Below are 16,920 nucleotides of genomic sequence, written 5' to 3' on the forward strand. Positions count from 1 at the left end.
CGGCGACCGTCACCGGCCGCCGGGGTTCGGATGCCCGGCTGTCAGACGTTGACGCCGAAGTCCTGGGCGATGCCCACCAGGCCCGAGGCGTAGCCCTGGCCGACCGCGCGGAACTTCCACTCCGCGCCGTTGCGGTAGAGCTCGCCGAAGACCATGGCGGTCTCGGTGGCGGCGTCCTCCGACAGGTCGTAGCGGGCGATCTCGGAGCCGCCGGCCTGGTTCACGATGCGGATGTAGGCGTTGCGGACCTGGCCGAAGTTCTGGCCGCGGTTCTCTGCGTCGTAGATGGAGACCGGGAAGACGATCTTGTCGATGTCGGCCGGGAGGCCGGCCAGGTTGACGTTGATGGCCTCGTCGTCGCCCGCGCCCTCACCCGTGCGGTTGTCACCGGTGTGGACGATGGTGTTGTCCGGGGTCTGCTTGTTGTTGAAGAAGACGAAGTGGCCGTCCGAGTAGACCTTGCCCTGGGTGTTGACCGCGATGGCGGAGGCGTCGAGGTCGAAGTCCGTGCCGGTGGTGGTGCGGACGTCCCAGCCGAGGCCCACGGTGACGGCGGTCAGGCCCGGAGCTTCCTTGGTGAGCGAGACGTTGCCGCCCTTGGACAGGCTTACAGCCATTGTTGGGAGTCCCTTCCCTCGTTGTGCACGTACAGACGCGCGTACAGGCTTCGCTCTGCGGACGAAGCTACCGTCATCGGTAGGAACGTCGACAGGTGTCGCCGTGGTTCCGGATGCTTTACCTTTTTTACCTTCTCCGGAATTCGTTCCGCGTCAAATTCGGATGACGTCGGCAGGTCGGTGACGCGAACATGGTCGGCATGTCCGGTCCCTATGTCGTCCGAGGCTCCGTCTCACTGCCCGAGGCCGAGCTCATATGGCGTTTCTCGCGGTCGTCCGGGCCGGGCGGGCAGCATGTCAACACCACCGACACCCAGGTGGAGCTGCGCTTCGATCTGGCGCGCACCGAGGCGCTGCCCGAGGTGTGGAAGCGCCGTGCCCTGGAGCGCCTGGCCTCCCGTCTCACCGACGGCGTCCTGACCGTCCGCTCCTCCGAGCACCGCTCCCAGTGGCGCAACCGCGAGGCCGCCGCCGTACGGCTCGCCGCCCTGCTCGCGGAGGCCACCGCGCCCCCGCCGAAGCCGCGTCGGCCGACCCGGATCCCGCGTGGCATCAACGAGCGGCGGCTGCGGGAGAAAAAGCAGCGCGGGGAGACCAAACGGGGGCGTTCGGGCCGCGACTGGACGTAGCACCGACCTCGATCCGGCAGACGTCGTCCCACCCGGCAGCCGCCGTCCCACCTGGCCGGTGCCGTGCACCGTCCCCGCTCACCCCAGCTGCCGGTACCGCCCCTTGAAGTACATCAGCGGACCCCCCTGGGCGCTCGGCACCCGTGCCGTCAGCACCCGCCCGACGACCAGGGTGTGGTCCCCGGCGGTGACGTGCTGCTCGGTGCGGCACTCCAGGGTCGCCAGCGCCCCGCCGACCAGGGGCGCCCCGCTGACACCGCCCCGGGTCCAGGGGATGTCGGCGAAGAGCAGCCGGTCGCTGATGCGGCCCTTCATGGCGAAGCGGCCCGCGACGTGCCGCTGGCTCTCGGCCAGGACGGAGACGGCCCACAAAGGCTGTTCGGCGAGCAGGTCGTCCATACGGGAGCCCTCGCGCAGCCCGACGAGGACCAGCGGCGGGTCCAGCGACACGGACATGAACGCGGTGGCCGTCATGCCGACGTCCTCGCCGTGCGGTGCCGTGGGGTCGTCGGGGTCGAGGGGCGGTTCCTGCGCGGTCAGCAGGACCACGCCGGAGGCCAGCCGGGTCATGGCGGCCCGGAACTCGTCGTCGCTCACCCCCTCAGCATGCCCGGCAGGGCTGTGGACGGGGGCGGCAGGGGAGGCGGGGGAGGCGTTGCGCACGCGGAGACGCTAGTCTCCGGCTGGTGGGCGTCACATCGGGCCGCGGCCCGATGTGGGAGACCGCGCCGACCTAGGACCACGGCACGGGACCGCACGGGACCGCACGGGGCCGCGGAAGAGCGGTCGTGCATCATGGCCACGAGCCACAGCGCCACCACCCGCCACCATCCGCCGCACCCGCGACCACGAGGACCGTGCGGCCCACGAGGACCGCATTCGACGGGCGCCGGCGCGGTGTACAGGGGAAGCACAGAAACGCTTGTCAATTGCTCACGTTATGTTGTGACTTGAGTCACAAGAGCGGTGAATTGTTGACCCTGTGTACCGAGTGGGGAGCGCGCTGTGATTCAGTGGCGGTGAAAGTACAAGGGAACGATTCAATGAGAAGCGCCGAAGACAACCCTTGAAGCGCCGAAGACGACCCTTGATTCGCTGCGATGTCTCGGGGGGAGGGCGAGCATGGAGACCGAGTCGGAGCCGTATGTCCGTCTTGCGTCCCTGCGGCAACTGCACCAGGTCATGGCGGACATGAACAAGGCCCGCAGCCTGGCGGACACGCTGCAGGCGGTCGCGAACGGCGTGGTCGGCGGCCTGGGCTACGAACTGGCCTGTGTGAACCTCGTCCAGCCGGACGGCGATCTTGTGGTGGCCGCGTTCGCAGGGAACCCCGCCGCGGAGGCGCTGATCACCGGCCGGGTCGGCTCCCGGGAGTCGTGGGAGCGGCGGCTGATGATGGGGGAGTCGTGGGGCGACCTGCGGTTCATATCCCACACCGAGGGCTGGGTCCTCGACGACGACGACGTTCCGCAGTGGTACACGGACGGGCCCGCGCCCCGCTTCGAGGACGAGTGGCATCCCTCCGACCGGCTGTTCGCCCCCATGTACTCGCCGGGCGCGGGCGGCGCGCACGGCGAACTCCTCGGTGTGATCTCCGTGGACCGGCCGCGCAACGGGCGGCGGCCGGGTGCGTGGGGCCGTGAGGCGTTGCAGCAGTACGCGTTCCAGGCGGCCATAGCGATCAGCAACGCCCGGCTGCGGGCCAATATGCAGCGCGCCCTGGTGCGGCTCGAACGTGAGCAGCAGGCGCTGCGGGCGAGCGAGGAGTCGTTCCGGCAGGCCTTCGAGTACGCCCCGTCGGGCATGGCGATCGCGGAGATGGGCGGCGACCAGCACGGCCGTATCCTGCGCACCAACGACGCCCTGTGCCGGCTGCTGGGCCGCCCGGCGTCCGCGATGCGCCGCTACTCCTTCTCCGATCTGGTCCACCCCGAGGACATCGGCACCCTGCTGCGCACCTCGGCGGAGGGCGGCCGGGCCGAGCTGCGGCTGGGCCGCCGGGACGGCACCTATGTCTGGGTGTCGCTGCGCAACTCGGTCGTGGCGGACGCCGCGGACGGCCCGCGTTTCCTGCTCACCCACGTCGAGGACATAGAGGAGCGCAAGCGCCGCGAGCTCCAGCTGGCCCACCGCGCCTCGCACGACTCGCTGACCGGGCTGCCCAACTCGGCGGAGCTGCGCTCGCGCCTGTCGTCGCGGCTGTGCCAGCGCCCGCAGTCGGTGTACCCGGACGAGCTGGAGTCGCTGGACGCGGCCTACGGTCACCCGGCGTTCGACTCGCACGGGCACGGTTTCGACTTCCGGCCGGGTGCGGAGGGCGGCGGGGCCTACGACCACCATGTGCACACCGTCGCCCCGGGCGAGGGCGCCGAAGCGTACGACGACGGGGCCAAGGGGCTCGCGGTGCTCTTCTGCGACCTGGACGGCTTCAAGTCGATCAACGACCGCTTCGGGCACAACGCGGGCGACGCGGTCCTCATCGAGGTCGCCCGGCGGCTGACCCGGGGGGTGCGGGACGGCGACACCGTCGCCCGGCTCGGCGGCGACGAGTTCGTGATACTGGCCGACAGCCTCGGCAAGGCCGACGCCCAGGACCTCGCCGTACGGCTGCGCAACGAGATCATCCAGCCGATCCGGGCCGAGGGCCGCGCGGTCCGGGTGGGTGCCAGTTTCGGCATCGGATGGGCGCACTGCGGGATGACGGCGGACGAAGTCTTGAAATCTGCCGACGAGCGGATGTACGTCGAGAAACGATCTCGTCCCAAAGCTCATCGCCGTGCCGGATGATCCGCAGGTCAGCGCGGTCCGGGGGGTACGGGCACCCGAACGGGCCGACGGGAGCGGGTAGGCTCGCCCTTCAAACATGTAACGCATCCGCCCGCACCTGTTGAGGAGTACCCAAGGGATGACGCCCGGCAACAACGGCGCGAGCACGCCCGAGGACGACGACCCGTTCGGCTATCTCTACGCCGACGGTCAGGCCCGAGGAGCCCAGCCGCCGTCCGGTGGTTACGGCTATCCGAACTCGGTCAACAGGGTGCGGCCGGTGGGCGAGCGGAAGTACGGCCAGCCGCAGCAGCCGACCGCGCAGTACGGCCAGGCGCCGCAGCAGCAGGGCGGATACGGGCAGCCCAACGCGTCCTACGCGGCGCCCGAGACGCTGCCGGGCGGCGCCCCGACCCGGCGCTCGGCGCCCCCCGGCGGGGGCGGGCGGGGCCGCGGTCCCAACACCAAGGGGCTGCTGATCGGCGCGCTCGCGGTGGTTGCGGCGGTCGTCATAGGCATCAGCGTGGCGATGATGAACGGCAACGGCGACAAGGCGAATTCCGACGCGGGTTCGAAGGCTCCGTCGCAGTCGCAGAGCGCGTCGCCGAGCTCGTCGAGCAGCGGCTCCACGTCCCAGGACCTGTCGACACCGGTCGACGCGAAGACGCTCAAGCTGGAGGGCGGCGCCACCACGGCGTCCGACATCAAGGGTGCGCAGGCCGACGGCGGTACCTACGTCACCGTCAACACCACCGGCGCCACGGTCACCTGGACGGTCAACGGCGTCCCGTCGGAGGGCACGTACACGGTGTTCGCGCACTTCAGCGCCGTGGAAGACCAGTCGATGACGCTGACGATCAACGGCACGGTGTTCGGCTCCAAGATGAGCTTGAAGAACTACTCGCACAACAAGGACGGCAACTTCGCGAACGCCTGGACCACCACCTACGCCTGGCCGACCCTCACCAAGGGCTCCAACACCATCTCCCTGTCCTGCGGGACCGGCGACAAGTGCAATGTGCTGCTGGACCAGTTGTGGGTGAAGCCGGGTCAGGTCACGAGCTAGGCACCGCTCTAGGCAGCAGGGGCCTCGCGGGTGACCGCCACCTGGGTGAGCAGATCGGCGTAGACGTCGGGGTCGAACCCGGCGGCTGTCGTGGGTCGTTCGGCTGTACGGGCCCGGTCGGCCGCCGCTGACAGGGCGGCGGCGCGGGACAGCCGTTCCGGCCAGGGGGAGCCGCCGGCGATGCCGGAGAGAAGTCCCGCGACCGTGAACTCACCGGCCACGTCGGCGGAGATCCGGGCGGGCGGCGTGGCGCGCCACTGGCCGTCCGGTGTGACCGCCAGCAGGCCCTCGGGGCCCAGGGAGGCCACCACGGCCCGCGCACCGCGTCTGCGGGCGTCCTGGGTGGCCCTGAACGGCTCGTGGGAGCCGGTGAGTTCGGCAAGCTGATCGGTGCCGGGCGCGACGACGTCCGGGCGGGCGGCGATCGCGCGGCGCAGAGGTTCTCCGCCGGTGTCCAGCAGCACGGGGATGCCCGCGGAGTGCGCGGTGCGCACGAGGACGGCGTACGCGCCCACGGGAAGCCCCGGCGGCAGACTGCCGCACAGGGCGACCACGGACACCGGGGTGTCGGCCAGCAGGTCCTCGAACACCTCTTGCAGCGCCCGCCATTCGGCCGCGGTGACGACTGGTCCCGGCTCGACGAGACGGGTGGTGCCCCCGGTGCGCTCGTCGAGGACGGTGACGGTGCGACGGGTCGCTCCGGCGACCGGGACCAGGGCGTCGGCGATGCCGGGGACGGCGGTCAGGAGGTCCTGTACGGCTCGTCCGGTGGCGCCGCCGGTGAAGCCGGTGACGGTGACCTCATGACCGAGGGCGGCCAGCACACGGGCCACGTCCAGGCCCTTGCCGCCCGGCCGTTCGGCCACATCGGTGACCCGGTGGGCGGCGTGGGGCCGCAGCGACGGCACACGGTGGGTGATGTCGAGAGCGGTGTTCAGGGTGACCGTGAGGATCATCTGGGCCGACCTCCCACGGGTAGTACCGGTAGTACCTGGTGCCTGCGCTTGCCTTGTTGCCTTCGTTCCGGCCCCAGATGATGCCAAAGAGACAGCGGGCGGCCTAGGGCCTGGTCGGCCCGTTTCGGACGGCCCGCTGTCTCCCAGCCGGCGTTATTTAGTTGTCGTACTGCCGTACAAATTAGCCCTGTTGGGGCTCCAGGGCGGGCTCCACCACCCACTCGCCGCGCCGCATGACGCCCTTGACGTCGAAGTCGGCGTCGAGGAGGACGAAGTCGGCGTACTTGCCCGGGTCCAGGGAGCCGACCTGGTCGTCGACGCCCAGCAGTCGGGCGGGGTTGGCGCACAGGGCCGCCACCGCGTGCTCGACGGGCAGCCTGTCGATGGTCACCGCCCGCTTGAACGCGCGGTCCAGGGTGAGGGTGGACCCGGCGATCGCGCCGCCCTCCACCAGGCGGGCCACACCGTCCAGCACCTCGACCTCCAGGGGGCCGAGCAGGTAGCGGCCGTCGCCGAAGCCGGCGGCGTCCATGGCGTCGGTGATGAACGCCACGCGCTCCGGGCCCGCGTGATGGAACGCCAGCTGGAGGGAGGCGGGGTGGAGATGGGTGCCGTCGTTGATGAGCTCGACGGTGACCCGCTCGTCCTCCAGGAGCGCGGCGACCGGGCCGGGGAGGCGGTGGCCGAGCTGCGGCATGGCGTTGAACAGATGCGTGGCGACGGTGGCGCCCGCGTCGATCGCGGCGAGGGTCTGCTCGTACGTCGCGTCGGTGTGCCCGATCGCGGCGATCACGCCGTGCTCGGCGAGCAGCCGTACGGAGTCGATGCCGCCCGGCAGCTCGGTCGCCAGGGTCATCATGCGGGCCTGGCCGTGCGCGGCGTCGATGAGCTTGCGCACCGCGGCCGGGTCGGGGTCGCGCAGCAGGGGCTCGGAGTGGGCGCCCTTGCGGTGCGGGGAGATGAACGGGCCCTCGAAGTGGATGCCGGCGATGTCGCCCTGTTCGGCCAGCTCGGCCAGCAGCCCGGCGCGCTGGGCGAGGACGTCCAGGTCGTCGGTGACGGTGGAGGTGACGATGGTGGTCGTGCCGTGCAGGCGGTGGGTGTGGATGGCCGTCTGGATCTCTTCGATCGTGCCCACGGAGAAGGAGCCGCCGCCACCGCCGTGGTTGTGCATGTCGACGAAGCCGGGCACGAGCCAGTGACCGCTCACGTCGACGACCGGGGCGTCCGGTTCCGCGCACCCGGCGATGCGGGTGCCCTCGACGATCACCCGCCCTCCGTCCACGGTTCCGGTGGGCAGTACCACCCGGGCACCGGCGAAAACTGTGGTGGTGGCCATCAGGTGGTTACCTCCGTTGGATCGGTGATGGTCAGGAGATCCCAGGCGAGGAGTCCCGCGCCCAGGCAGCCCGCGGTGTCGCCCAGGGCAGCGGGGACGAGGTCCGGAGGCTGCTGGAAGGTGACGCGGCGCCGGACGGCGTCCCGCAGGGGTGTGATCAAGGTGTGTCCCGCCTCGGCGAGCCCGCCACCGAGGATCAGGGTGCGCGGGTCCAGCAGGGTGAGCGCGGTGACGAGCCCGTCGGCGAGCGTATCCACGGCCGTCGCCCAGATCCGGGCGGCACGCGGGTCACCTGCGTCGACGGCGCGTGCGCAGTCGGCGGCGTCGGCGTTCGCGTCCCCCGTGGCGGCGGCCCACGCGGCGCTCACGGCGGCGGCGGAGGCGTAGCGCTCCAGACAGCCGCGCTGCCCGCACGGGCAGGGCTCGCCGCCCGGCCGTACGACGATGTGTCCGATCTCACCCGCGAAGCCGTGCGCCCCCGCCTCGACCCGGCCGTCGATGCCGATGGCGCCGGCGATACCGGTGCCCAGGGCGACGAACAGGAAGCGGTCGGTGCCCCGGCCCGCGCCGACGCGGCCCTCGGCGAGCCCGCCGGTGCGCACGTCGTGGCCGAGGGCGACGGGGATGCCGCCGAGCCGGTCGGTGAGCAGGTCACGCAGGGGTATGTCGCGCCAGCCGAGGTTGGCGGAGTAGGTGGCGACACCCCGCGCCTCGTCGACGATGCCGGGCACGGCGATGCCCGCGGCGGCCGCGGGTTCTCCGTACTGCTCGGCGCCGTGGGCGCGCAGGTCGGCGGCGAAGCCGAGGATCTCCTCGACCACGGCACCGGGTCCGCGCTCGCGGCCGGTGGCGCGGCGTGCCCGGTGGAGCAGCGCGCCGTCCGCGCCGACCAGGGCAGCCTTCATCCCCGTGCCGCCCACGTCGAGGGCGATGACATGTCTCACGGGGGACAGTGTGAACCCGAACGCGTAAGAGGTCTAGTCCACATATGGTGTAGACCTATTCTGTCCATATGTTGATCAGCACTACGGCAGAGACGAGGTCGGGAGTAGTGGCTCGGCGCAAGACGGCAATGATCGCGGTGATGTCCACCCTGGGCATGACGGCGGTCCTCAGCGGATGCGGACTCACCGGGGCCGCGTCCGGTGATGTGACTCTGCGGTTGGTCGCGGCCGAGTACGGCGACTCCTCGGCCAACAGCTCGCGGAAGTACTGGGACAGGCTGGTGAAGGAGTACGAGAGCTCGCACCCCGATGTGAAGGTGGAGGTCTCCGTCTACTCCTGGAACGACGTCGACGCCAAGGTGAAGTCCATGGTCGACGACGGCAAGGCCCCCGACCTGGCGCAGATCGGCGCCTACGCCGACTACGCGGCCGCGGGCAAGCTGTACGGCGCGGACGATCTGCTCTCCATATCCACCCAGGCGGACTTCCTGTCCCAGCTCGCCGACGCGGGCGAGGCGGACCACACCCAGGTCGGCATCCCGTTCGTGGCCTCCACCCGCATGCTCTTCTACAACAAGACCCTCTTCACCAGTGCGGGCATCACCCCGCCCACCACCTGGGCCGAGCTCGCGTCCGACGCGGCGGCCCTCAAGGCCAAGGGCGTGTCCTACCCGTACGCGCTGCCCCTCGGCCCCGAGGAGGCGCAGGCCGAGACGATGCAGTGGCTGCTCAGCGGCGGCGACGGCTACACCGACGACATCGGCACATACGCCATCGACGACCCGCGCAACATCAACACGTTCAACTGGCTCAAGGACAACCTCGTCGCCAAGGACCTCACCGGCCCGGTCGCGCCCTCGAAGCTCAACCGCGCCGACGCCTTCGCCGCCTTCGCCGACGGCAACGTCGGTATGCTCGTCGGCCACCCCACGCTGATGAAGCAGGCCGACGCGAAGGGCGTGAAGTTCGGCATGGTGCCGATGCCCGGCAAGGACGGGGAGTCCCAGTCCACGATGGGTGTGGCCGACTGGATGATGGCGTTCAAGCAGAACGGCCACCGCGACCAGATCGGCGACTTCCTCGACTTCGTCTACGACAAGAAGAACGTCCTGGCCTTCGCCCGCGAGTACGGCCTGCTGCCCGTGACCACGTCCGCTTCGCAGGCCATGACCGAGTCCAAGCAGGACAAGGACCTGTGGCCGTTCCTGGAGCAGCTGCCGACCTCCGTGCTCCCGCCGGTCGGCAAGACCTCCTGGGCCACGGTCAGCGCCGAGATCAAGAAGACCATCGGCACGGCCGTCGCCGCCGACGGCAATCCGTCCGCCGTCCTCACCCGCCTCCAGACCAGGGCGAGCGCGGCGGACAACGCGGCGGACGTGGCAAGGCGCAACAAGTAGAGCGACAAGCAGAGCGACAAGCAGAGGCAGCGGCACGCGGCGGCTGTCGGTGACGGCCGCTACCGTGCACACATGGAGGACACGAACAGGACCGAGGACACGGCGCCCGACGGCCTGGGCCGCACGGAACGTGCGGTCCTGGCCCTGGAGCGCCGGGGGTTCTCGGGCCCCGGCGCCAAGGAACGTGCCATACGGGAGGAGCTGGGCCTGGCCCCGGTCCGCTACTACCAGCTCCTCAACGCCCTCCTCGACGACGCCCGGGCCCTGGCCCACGACCCGGTCACGGTGAACAGACTGCGACGGATCAGAGAGCGCAGACGGGCGGAACGCTGAGGCACGTGTCAGCACGCGCAGACATGAGTAAGGCGGACGGCCCGCGGTTAGGTTGACGACATGCCCACCGATCCGATGGACCCTCTCCCGCAGCCCGTCACCCAGGCCGGCCGTGAGGCCCTGGCCACCATCCTCGCCCACCCGGACCGCACCGTGATCGGCCTCGACTTCGACGGGACGCTCGCCCCGATCGTGCCGGACCCGGAACAGGCCCGCGCCCACCCCGACGCGGTGCCCGCACTGGCCGCGATCGCCCCGAAGGTCGCGTCCGTGGCCGTCGTCACCGGCCGCCCGGCCGAGGTCGCCGTGCACCACGGCGGCTTCGCGGACGTACCCGGCCTGGAGCACCTGGTGGTCCTCGGCCACTACGGCGCCGAGCGCTGGGACGCGGCCACCGCCACCCTGACCGCCCCGCCGCCGCACCCCGGTGTGGCCGCGGCCCGAGCCGAGCTCCCTGCCCTGCTGGCCGGGTCCGGCGCCTGGGTGGAGGAGAAGGGCGGCAGGGCGATCGCGGTCCACACCCGCCGGGCGGCGAACCCGCAGTCGACCTTCGAAGCGCTTCGCACTCCGCTTGTCGGCCTGGCCACGGCTCACGGTCTGATCGTGGAACCGGGGCGTCTGGTGCTGGAGCTGCGGCCGCCGGGCATGGACAAGGGGGTGGCGCTGCGGGACCACGTCCGGGCCGCCGGCGCGGGGTCGTTGCTCTACGCAGGCGACGATCTGGGCGATCTCCCGGCCTACGCGGCCGTCGAAAAGCTCCGGGAGGAAGGTGTCCCGGGCCTCCTGGTGTGCAGCGGCAGCACGGAGGTCACGGAGCTGTCATCGAGAGCGGACCTGGTGGTGGAGGGGCCGGGGGGAGTGGTGGCGCTGCTGAGGCGACTGGCGGCGGCCGTGTAGGGGGTTTTCGCCCCCGCCGCCCCTTCCCGTTCCCGTCCCTGGGGGCTGCGCCCCCAGACCCCCCTTTCGGCCCTTCGGGCCTCGTCCTCAAACGCCGGACGGGCTGAACATCCAGCCCCTCCGGCGTTTGAGGAGCGGGGGGACGGGGGCGGAGCCCCCGTGACGGGACGGGAAGGGGCGGCGGGGGCGAAAACCGCCTACCCCCGCAACGCGTCAAGCTGCTCCAAGAACCACGCACTCGGCGGCAGAGCCGTAGCCGCCGCAACCAGCCTCTTCCCCCGCTCCCCCCGCTCCCCACCCGGCATCGCCAACGCCAGATGCAACGCCCGCGCCGTCCCCACCACGTCATAGGGATTCACGACCACCGCATCGTCCCCCAACTCCTCGAACGCCCCCGCCTCCCGCGACAGCACCAGCACACACCCCTCGTCGGAGACGACCGGCACCTCCTTGGCCACAAGATTCATCCCGTCGCGGATGGGATTGACCAGCGCCACATCGGCCAGACGGTACGCCGCCAGCGACCGCGCGAAGTCGTCCTTGACATGAAGGACGACCGGTGTCCACCCCGGCGTCCCGTACACCGAGTTGATCTCATCAGCGACCCGCTGCACCTCGGCCGTGTACTCCCGGTACACGGCGAGATCCTGCCGGGACGGATACGCGAACGCGACATGCACGACCCGCTCCCGCCACTCGGGACGGTCGTCGAGCAGCTGCCGGTACGCCAGCAGCCCGCGCACGATGTTCTTGGACAGCTCGGTCCGGTCGACCCGGACGATCGTCTTGCGTCCGGCGCCGATCTCCTCGCGCAGCGCGGCCATCCGCTCGTCGACATCGGGCTGATGCGCGCGCTCGCGCAGGAACTCGGAGTCGGCACCGAGCCCGTGCACCCCGATAACGGTCTCCCGCACCGGCCCGCCCGCGGAGTGCCGTACGACAAGACCGCCGTCGTCGTCCGCCCCGGCGAAGACGACACCGTCCCGGTCCGTCTCCCTCGCGCACCGCACGAACGCGTCGGCCCACCGCCGGGTGAGGAACCCGAGCCGGTCCGCTCCGAGCATGCCCCGCACCAGCTGGGCGCCGATGTCGTCGGGAAGCATCCGGAAGTACTCCGGCGGCGCCCACGGCGTGTGCGAGAAGTGTCCGATGCGCAGATCGTGCCGCAGCTCGCGCAGCATCCCCGGCACCAGGCACAGGTGGTAGTCCTGCACCATCACGACGGCCCCCTCGGCCGCCTCCTCGGCGAGCGCCGTCGCGAACGCGCGGTTGTACTCCTCGTAGGACGTCCATCGGCGCCGGAACTCGCTGTCGAAGACCGGCTCCAGCGGGGTCTGGTACAGCATGTGGTGCACGAACCACAGCACGGAGTTGGCGATGCCGTTGTAGGCGTCGGAGTGCACATCGGGCGGGATGTCCAGCATTCGCACACCGGGCTCGCCGACCCCGCGCCGTACCGCCTCGCGGTCCCCGTCGCCGAGTGCCGAGCACACCCACAGGGCGCCGGCGTCCGGCCCGATGGCCGAGAGCCCGGACACCAGACCGCCACCGCCGCGTTTGGCGTGCAGGGAACCGTCCTCGCGCACCTGGTACGAGATGGGGCCGCGATTGGACGCGACCAGCACGGGGTGGGCTGCGCCGCTTGACGTAGTGGCCATAAGCCCAGACCTAGCCCGTCGGGAGGGGTGTCAAACGTATGCTCACTCACACCGGGCGGGTGTGCCCGGTAAGGCACTGGCGCCGGGGCGGCAGCGTGCCTGAAGGGGCGCGGGGCGCATCGATCTGCGGCTCTGCCGCGATGGGGGTACCTCCCTGCTCGAACGAAGTTGAGAGCTTGGGGGAGCGACCAGCCACGACGCACCCGCACCCGACATCGAACCGGACAAATCCAGGGGCGCGGGGAACTGCGCAAACCTCAGCCCCCCAGCCCCCGGTCAGGCCACCCGCCGCTCCGCATACTCCACGATCTCGGCCATAGGCGGCCGCTCCTCCGTGTCCACGGAATACGTCCGTGCCTCGAACCCCTCCGCCCCCCGCTCGAACTGCGTGAGCGACGGCCGGATCAGATGCCCGCGGGCCAGCCGGAGCTGGGCGGTGCGGTAGATCGCCGCGGCCATCCGCCCCAGCGCCTGCCCGTCCTGGTGCCGGTGCTTGCGTACCCCCACGTCGACCTGGGCCAGTGCGTCGAGGCCGACGAGATGCAGGGCGTCGACGAGCATGCCCAGCTCGATGCCGTAGCCCACCGGGAACGGCAGCAGCTCCAGCAGACTGCGCCGGGCCGCGTACTCGCCGCCGAGCGGCTGGACGAAGCCGGCGAGCTGGGGCCAGTGCATATTGAGCAGCGGGCGGGCCATCAGCTCGGTGACCCGGCCGCCCTGCCCGGCGGCGCCGCCGAGCGGACGGTCGTACATGGCCTTGACCAGGTCGACCTCCGGGTCGGTGAGCAGCGGGCCGACGATGCCGGAGACGAAGTCGGAGGAGAACTCCTTCAGATCGGCGTCGATGAAGCAAACGATGTCCCCGCCGGTGACCAGGAGGGAGCGCCACAGCACCTCGCCCTTGCCGGGCACGGCGGGGATGCGCGGCAGGATGTGGTCGCGGTGGACGACCCGGGCGCCCGCGGCGGCGGCGACCTGGGAGGTGCGGTCGGTGGACCCGGAGTCGACGACGACGATCTCGTCGACCAGCGGGACCTGCTGCATGAGGTCGTGGCGGATGATCGCGACGATGTCGCCGACCGTTTCCTCCTCGTTGAGCGCGGGCAGGACGACGGACACCGACTGACCCGTGCGCTGCTTCGCCGCCATGATCCTGTGAAGGGGGCGATCGGTCACGGACCAGGAGCGATCGCTCAGCCAGCGCTCGACTTCTTCCAGCACAGCTTGCGGCTCCTCACTGTTGCGGCCACACATCACCATGTGATCCCTGCGATCCATGTGATCCCTGTGATCCATCTCGCGGTTCGGACGACTATCTCAACTCTCCTGGCCTTCGGTTACAGTCTTGAACAACGCGGATGACCATCGCATGTCCGAGGTCTCCGGCGTCCACAAGTGCATACCGCTCATCCAGAGGGGCAGAGGGATACGGCCCGGTGAAGCCCCGGCAACCCCCCTACGACCGGTCTCGGCATCCGCTGCGAGGCTCCCGGCGAGGGAAGGTGCCAAATCCGTCTCACGACGAGATGCGTCGTGAGGAAGATGAGGAGAAAGGGCCTCGCCTCTCATGGCCGCGCAGTCACTTGCAAGCACCACGGAATCCTCCGTCGATCTCGGGCCCGCCGCCGCTCTGAGCTGCCGGGAATGCGGCCATCGCGTACCGCTCGGCCCGGTCTTCGCCTGTGCGGAGTGTTTCGGCCCGCTGGAGATCTCCTACGACTTCTCGTCCTACGACACCGAGGAGCTCCGTAAGCGTATCGAGGCGGGACCCGCGAACATCTGGCGTTATGCGCCACTGCTGCCCGTCCCCGCGGACGTGGCGGACAAGCCGAACATCAATCCCGGCTGGACGAAACTCGTCAAGGCCGACCGTCTCGCCCGGGAACTCGGGGTGACCGGCGGTCTGTATGTGAAGGACGACTCCGGCAATCCGACGCACTCCTTCAAGGACCGTGTCGTGGCCCAGGCGCTGGAGGCCGCCCGCGCTTTCGGCTTCACCACGCTCTCCTGCTCCTCGACCGGCAATCTGGCCGGTGCGGTGGGTGCCGCCGCGGCCCGCGCCGGGCTGCGCTCGTGCGTGTTCATCCCGCACGACCTGGAGCAGGGCAAGATCGTCATGGCCGCGATCTACGGCGGCGATCTGGTCGGTATCGAGGGCACCTACGACGATGTGAACCGCTTCTGCTCCGAGCTGATCGGCGATCCGGCGGGCGAGGGCTGGGGCTTCGTCAACGTCAATCTGCGGCCGTACTACGCGGAGGGCTCCAAGACCCTGGCGTACGAGGTCTGCGAGCAGCTCGGCTGGCGGCTGCCCGACCAGATCGTCGTACCGGTGGCCTCCGGTTCGCAGCTCACCAAGGTCGACAAGGGGCTGAAGGAACTGATCGAGCTGGGTCTGGTGGAGGACCGGCCGTACAAGATCTTCGGTGCGCAGGCCGAGGGCTGCTCGCCGGTGTCCACCGCCTTCAAGGCCGGGCACGACGTCGTACGGCCGCAGAAGCCGAACACCATCGCCAAGTCGCTCGCCATCGGCAACCCGGCCGACGGGCCCTACGTCCTCGACATCGCGCGCCGTACCGGCGGCGCCGTGGAGGACGTGACGGACGATCAGGTCGTCGAGGCGATCGGGCTGCTCGCCCGCACCGAGGGCATCTTCGCCGAGACGGCGGGCGGTGTGACGGTGGGCGTGACGAAGAAGCTGATCGACGACGGCGTCCTCGACCCCACCCTCACCACGGTCGTCCTCAACACGGGCGACGGCCTCAAGACCCTCGACGCGGTGGCCGGCACCGGGCTGACCGCCACCATCCGTCCCAACCTTGAGTCGTTCCGAGAGGCTGGCCTCGCTTGACCTCCTCCTCCGAGTCCCGAGGAGTCCAGCGGTCGCCCGCCGGGTTTCCTGCTTCACCGCCGGCTGCCCCCGGGACGAACCCAAGCCGAGGTCTTATGCCAGCTCCACAGGCCGAAACCGCCGGCCCGGCGGTCGCGACGCAACGTAGTCCCCTTGTCACCGGAGGTCAAGTCGCATGAGTGTCACCGTCCGCATCCCCACCATCCTGCGCACCTACACCGGTGGGCAGGCCGAAGTGGCGGCCGAGGGCGCGACCCTCGCCGATGTCATCACCGACCTGGAGAAGAACCACACCGGCATCGCCGCCCGGGTCCTGGACGACCAGGGCAAGCTGCGCCGGTTCGTGAACGTCTACGTCAACGACGACGACGTCCGCTTCGAGCAGGGCCTGGAGACGGCTACTCCGGACGGGGCGGGCGTGTCGATCATCCCCGCCGTCGCCGGAGGCTGAGCACCCCAGGAGCGCACCCCCGGAGCGCCCGCCCGGAGTGCACCACGGAGCCCACCACTGTTACCGGGGGTAACGTCGCTCACTCACTGTTCATCGAATTGCCTCCTCCGTGAGAGAAGCGGAGGGGGTAATTCAGTTGGGTTGAACGCGGTAGGGTTGGGGAAGGCGCTCGTGATCTTCAGGGTGAAGACCCTGTGAATGTGCCGGGCGAACGGCAAGAAGTAGCCAAAGTGTGCGAACCTTTTGCGCCTTATACGCCTTTTATGGGGCCCGACTTGCCCTGAATTCAGGTGAATTCTCGGGAGATTCCCGACCGTGCGTGCCCGGATTTCTCGTCCGATTGACCTGTTGCAGACGGCAGTTGGACAGATACATTCAGCCGCGGTCGACGCGTTCCGGCGCACGCCCCCAATCCATGGGGGGTGAGGTCTGACCCGGATCCGCGAAGTGTGGATCTGTGCAAGGGCCAGTAATAGGGGAGTTAGGCATGGCTCAGGGCACCGTCAAGTGGTTCAACGCGGAGAAGGGGTACGGCTTCATCGCGGTCGACGGTGGTGCGGACGTCTTCGTCCACTACAGCGCGATCCAGATGGACGGCTACCGCACCCTGGAAGAGGGTCAGCGCGTCGAGTTCGAGATCTCGCAGGGCCAGAAGGGCCCGCAGGCCGACATGGTCCGCGTCACCGCCTGAACGTCAACTGCACGTATTTCCTGCGAAGGGCCCGCACCCGCACCGGGTGCGGGCCCTTCGCGTGCCCGGACGCCGTGCAGACGTCGTACGGCTGCCGTGCGGACGTCGTACGGCTGCCGTCGGACGTCGTAGGGCTGCTGTTCGCCAAGGGCTGACCCTCGGCCGACCCTGCCGGAGGCGCTTGCACTCGACAGGGGCGAGTGCTAATCATTGGCGTTAGCACTCTGAAGGTGAGAGTGACAATGAAGGACCGGGTCGGTGAGGCCCGCAGGCCGCGTGGGGCAAGGAACCACGGGCCGGCGAGCCGTCCGTCGCGGGCGCGGGC

Annotated in this window: 17 protein-coding genes and 1 riboswitch; of the genes, 9 read left to right on the forward strand and 8 right to left on the reverse strand. The window is 70.1% G+C overall.

All coding sequences use genetic code 11. The features are described 5' to 3' along the window. Nucleotides 1-41: 41 nt before the first annotated feature. A complete protein-coding gene (locus tag ACSYGN_RS22025) occupies nt 42-617 on the reverse strand; it encodes a TerD family protein (RefSeq protein WP_460398189.1) in 576 nt (191 codons plus the stop codon). A gap of 191 nt (nt 618-808) precedes the next feature. On the opposite strand from ACSYGN_RS22025, the gene arfB reads away from it, so the two are divergent. Then, complete coding sequence (arfB, locus tag ACSYGN_RS22030) at nt 809-1,246, forward strand: alternative ribosome rescue aminoacyl-tRNA hydrolase ArfB (protein ID WP_460398191.1); 438 nt, start codon at nt 809-811, stop codon at nt 1,244-1,246. A 78-nt stretch (nt 1,247-1,324) separates the two neighbouring features. Here the strand turns inward: arfB and ACSYGN_RS22035 are convergent, their stop codons facing one another. Further along, the gene (locus ACSYGN_RS22035; protein ID WP_460403646.1) at nt 1,325-1,816 is read right to left on the reverse strand and encodes a flavin reductase family protein; all 492 of its coding nucleotides are present in this window, start codon (nt 1,814-1,816) and stop codon (nt 1,325-1,327) included. 552 nt (nt 1,817-2,368) lie between these two features. Here ACSYGN_RS22035 and cdgB point away from each other — a divergent pair. Then, on the forward strand, nt 2,369-4,033 hold the full coding sequence (gene cdgB, locus ACSYGN_RS22040) for a diguanylate cyclase CdgB (protein ID WP_460398193.1): 1,665 nt from the start codon (nt 2,369-2,371) through the stop codon (nt 4,031-4,033). Between the two features lie 118 nt (nt 4,034-4,151). Beyond that, complete coding sequence (locus tag ACSYGN_RS22045) at nt 4,152-5,078, forward strand: carbohydrate-binding protein (protein WP_460398195.1); 927 nt, start codon at nt 4,152-4,154, stop codon at nt 5,076-5,078. Between the two features lie 8 nt (nt 5,079-5,086). Here the strand turns inward: ACSYGN_RS22045 and ACSYGN_RS22050 are convergent, their stop codons facing one another. The 3 genes from ACSYGN_RS22050 to ACSYGN_RS22060 all read right to left on the reverse strand — a co-directional run bounded on the left by ACSYGN_RS22050 (nt 5,087) and on the right by ACSYGN_RS22060 (nt 8,317). Then, nucleotides 5,087-6,034 (reverse strand): 1-phosphofructokinase family hexose kinase, encoded by a 948-nt coding sequence (locus ACSYGN_RS22050; protein ID WP_460398197.1) that lies wholly within the window; start codon nt 6,032-6,034, stop codon nt 5,087-5,089. A 181-nt stretch (nt 6,035-6,215) separates the two neighbouring features. After that, nucleotides 6,216-7,373: an N-acetylglucosamine-6-phosphate deacetylase gene (gene nagA, locus ACSYGN_RS22055; RefSeq protein ID WP_460398200.1), complete on the reverse strand. Its 1,158-nt coding sequence runs from the start codon at nt 7,371-7,373 to the stop codon at nt 6,216-6,218. Further along, the gene (locus ACSYGN_RS22060) at nt 7,373-8,317 is read right to left on the reverse strand and encodes an ROK family protein (protein WP_460398202.1); all 945 of its coding nucleotides are present in this window, start codon (nt 8,315-8,317) and stop codon (nt 7,373-7,375) included. Before ACSYGN_RS22060 ends, nagA begins: the two co-directional genes overlap by 1 nt. 140 nt (nt 8,318-8,457) lie before the next feature. Between ACSYGN_RS22060 and ACSYGN_RS22065 the strand changes: the two genes are divergently transcribed. From ACSYGN_RS22065 to otsB, 3 genes are all read left to right on the forward strand, one after another. Then, nucleotides 8,458-9,714 (forward strand): extracellular solute-binding protein, encoded by a 1,257-nt coding sequence (locus ACSYGN_RS22065; RefSeq protein ID WP_460398204.1) that lies wholly within the window; start codon nt 8,458-8,460, stop codon nt 9,712-9,714. A 72-nt stretch (nt 9,715-9,786) separates the two neighbouring features. Beyond that, complete coding sequence (locus tag ACSYGN_RS22070; protein WP_460398206.1) at nt 9,787-10,047, forward strand: DUF3263 domain-containing protein; 261 nt, start codon at nt 9,787-9,789, stop codon at nt 10,045-10,047. A 60-nt stretch (nt 10,048-10,107) separates the two neighbouring features. Next, a complete protein-coding gene (otsB, locus tag ACSYGN_RS22075) occupies nt 10,108-10,944 on the forward strand; it encodes a trehalose-phosphatase (protein ID WP_460398208.1) in 837 nt (278 codons plus the stop codon). A gap of 197 nt (nt 10,945-11,141) precedes the next feature. On the opposite strand, the gene ACSYGN_RS22080 is transcribed toward otsB, so the two are convergent. Together ACSYGN_RS22080 and ACSYGN_RS22085 are read right to left on the reverse strand one after the other, a co-directional pair. Next, nucleotides 11,142-12,602, reverse strand: coding sequence for an alpha,alpha-trehalose-phosphate synthase (UDP-forming) (locus ACSYGN_RS22080; protein WP_460398210.1), 1,461 nt, complete (start codon nt 12,600-12,602; stop codon nt 11,142-11,144). Nucleotides 12,603-12,878: 276 nt separating this feature from the next. Then, nucleotides 12,879-13,823 (reverse strand): glucosyl-3-phosphoglycerate synthase, encoded by a 945-nt coding sequence (locus ACSYGN_RS22085; RefSeq protein WP_460398212.1) that lies wholly within the window; start codon nt 13,821-13,823, stop codon nt 12,879-12,881. A gap of 182 nt (nt 13,824-14,005) precedes the next feature. Next, nucleotides 14,006-14,151: riboswitch (SAM riboswitch) on the forward strand. Between the two features lie 18 nt (nt 14,152-14,169). Here ACSYGN_RS22085 and thrC point away from each other — a divergent pair. The 3 genes from thrC to ACSYGN_RS22100 all read left to right on the forward strand — a co-directional run bounded on the left by thrC (nt 14,170) and on the right by ACSYGN_RS22100 (nt 16,595). Beyond that, entirely contained in the window at nt 14,170-15,453 is a 1,284-nt protein-coding gene (gene thrC, locus ACSYGN_RS22090; protein ID WP_460398214.1) for a threonine synthase, read from the forward strand. A 175-nt stretch (nt 15,454-15,628) separates the two neighbouring features. Then, nucleotides 15,629-15,904 (forward strand): ubiquitin-like small modifier protein 1, encoded by a 276-nt coding sequence (locus ACSYGN_RS22095; protein ID WP_460398217.1) that lies wholly within the window; start codon nt 15,629-15,631, stop codon nt 15,902-15,904. A gap of 487 nt (nt 15,905-16,391) precedes the next feature. After that, nucleotides 16,392-16,595, forward strand: a complete 204-nt coding sequence (locus ACSYGN_RS22100) for a cold-shock protein (RefSeq protein WP_004986573.1) — start codon at nt 16,392-16,394, stop codon at nt 16,593-16,595. Here ACSYGN_RS22100 and ACSYGN_RS22105 read toward each other — a convergent pair. Beyond that, nucleotides 16,585-16,743 (reverse strand): hypothetical protein, encoded by a 159-nt coding sequence (locus tag ACSYGN_RS22105; RefSeq protein ID WP_460398220.1) that lies wholly within the window; start codon nt 16,741-16,743, stop codon nt 16,585-16,587. The genes ACSYGN_RS22100 and ACSYGN_RS22105 overlap by 11 nt on opposite strands. Nucleotides 16,744-16,920 lie beyond the last annotated feature (177 nt).

The organism is Streptomyces sp. YIM S03343, from assembly GCF_054729195.1.

Bases quoted from the DNA above. Each gene is read 5' to 3' on its own strand.
- ACSYGN_RS22025 (WP_460398189.1), bottom strand. From the start codon at position 617: ATGGCTGTAAGCCTGTCCAAGGGCGGCAACGTCTCGCTCACCAAGGAA.
- arfB (WP_460398191.1), top strand. From the start codon at position 809: ATGGTCGGCATGTCCGGTCCCTATGTCGTCCGAGGCTCCGTCTCACTG.
- ACSYGN_RS22035 (WP_460403646.1), bottom strand. From the start codon at position 1,816: ATGACCCGGCTGGCCTCCGGCGTGGTCCTGCTGACCGCGCAGGAACCG.
- cdgB (WP_460398193.1), top strand. From the start codon at position 2,369: ATGGAGACCGAGTCGGAGCCGTATGTCCGTCTTGCGTCCCTGCGGCAA.
- ACSYGN_RS22045 (WP_460398195.1), top strand. From the start codon at position 4,152: ATGACGCCCGGCAACAACGGCGCGAGCACGCCCGAGGACGACGACCCG.
- ACSYGN_RS22050 (WP_460398197.1), bottom strand. From the start codon at position 6,034: ATGATCCTCACGGTCACCCTGAACACCGCTCTCGACATCACCCACCGT.
- nagA (WP_460398200.1), bottom strand. From the start codon at position 7,373: ATGGCCACCACCACAGTTTTCGCCGGTGCCCGGGTGGTACTGCCCACC.
- ACSYGN_RS22065 (WP_460398204.1), top strand. From the start codon at position 8,458: ATGTCCACCCTGGGCATGACGGCGGTCCTCAGCGGATGCGGACTCACC.
- ACSYGN_RS22070 (WP_460398206.1), top strand. From the start codon at position 9,787: ATGGAGGACACGAACAGGACCGAGGACACGGCGCCCGACGGCCTGGGC.
- otsB (WP_460398208.1), top strand. From the start codon at position 10,108: ATGCCCACCGATCCGATGGACCCTCTCCCGCAGCCCGTCACCCAGGCC.
- ACSYGN_RS22080 (WP_460398210.1), bottom strand. From the start codon at position 12,602: ATGGCCACTACGTCAAGCGGCGCAGCCCACCCCGTGCTGGTCGCGTCC.
- thrC (WP_460398214.1), top strand. From the start codon at position 14,170: ATGGCCGCGCAGTCACTTGCAAGCACCACGGAATCCTCCGTCGATCTC.
- ACSYGN_RS22095 (WP_460398217.1), top strand. From the start codon at position 15,629: ATGAGTGTCACCGTCCGCATCCCCACCATCCTGCGCACCTACACCGGT.
- ACSYGN_RS22100 (WP_004986573.1), top strand. From the start codon at position 16,392: ATGGCTCAGGGCACCGTCAAGTGGTTCAACGCGGAGAAGGGGTACGGC.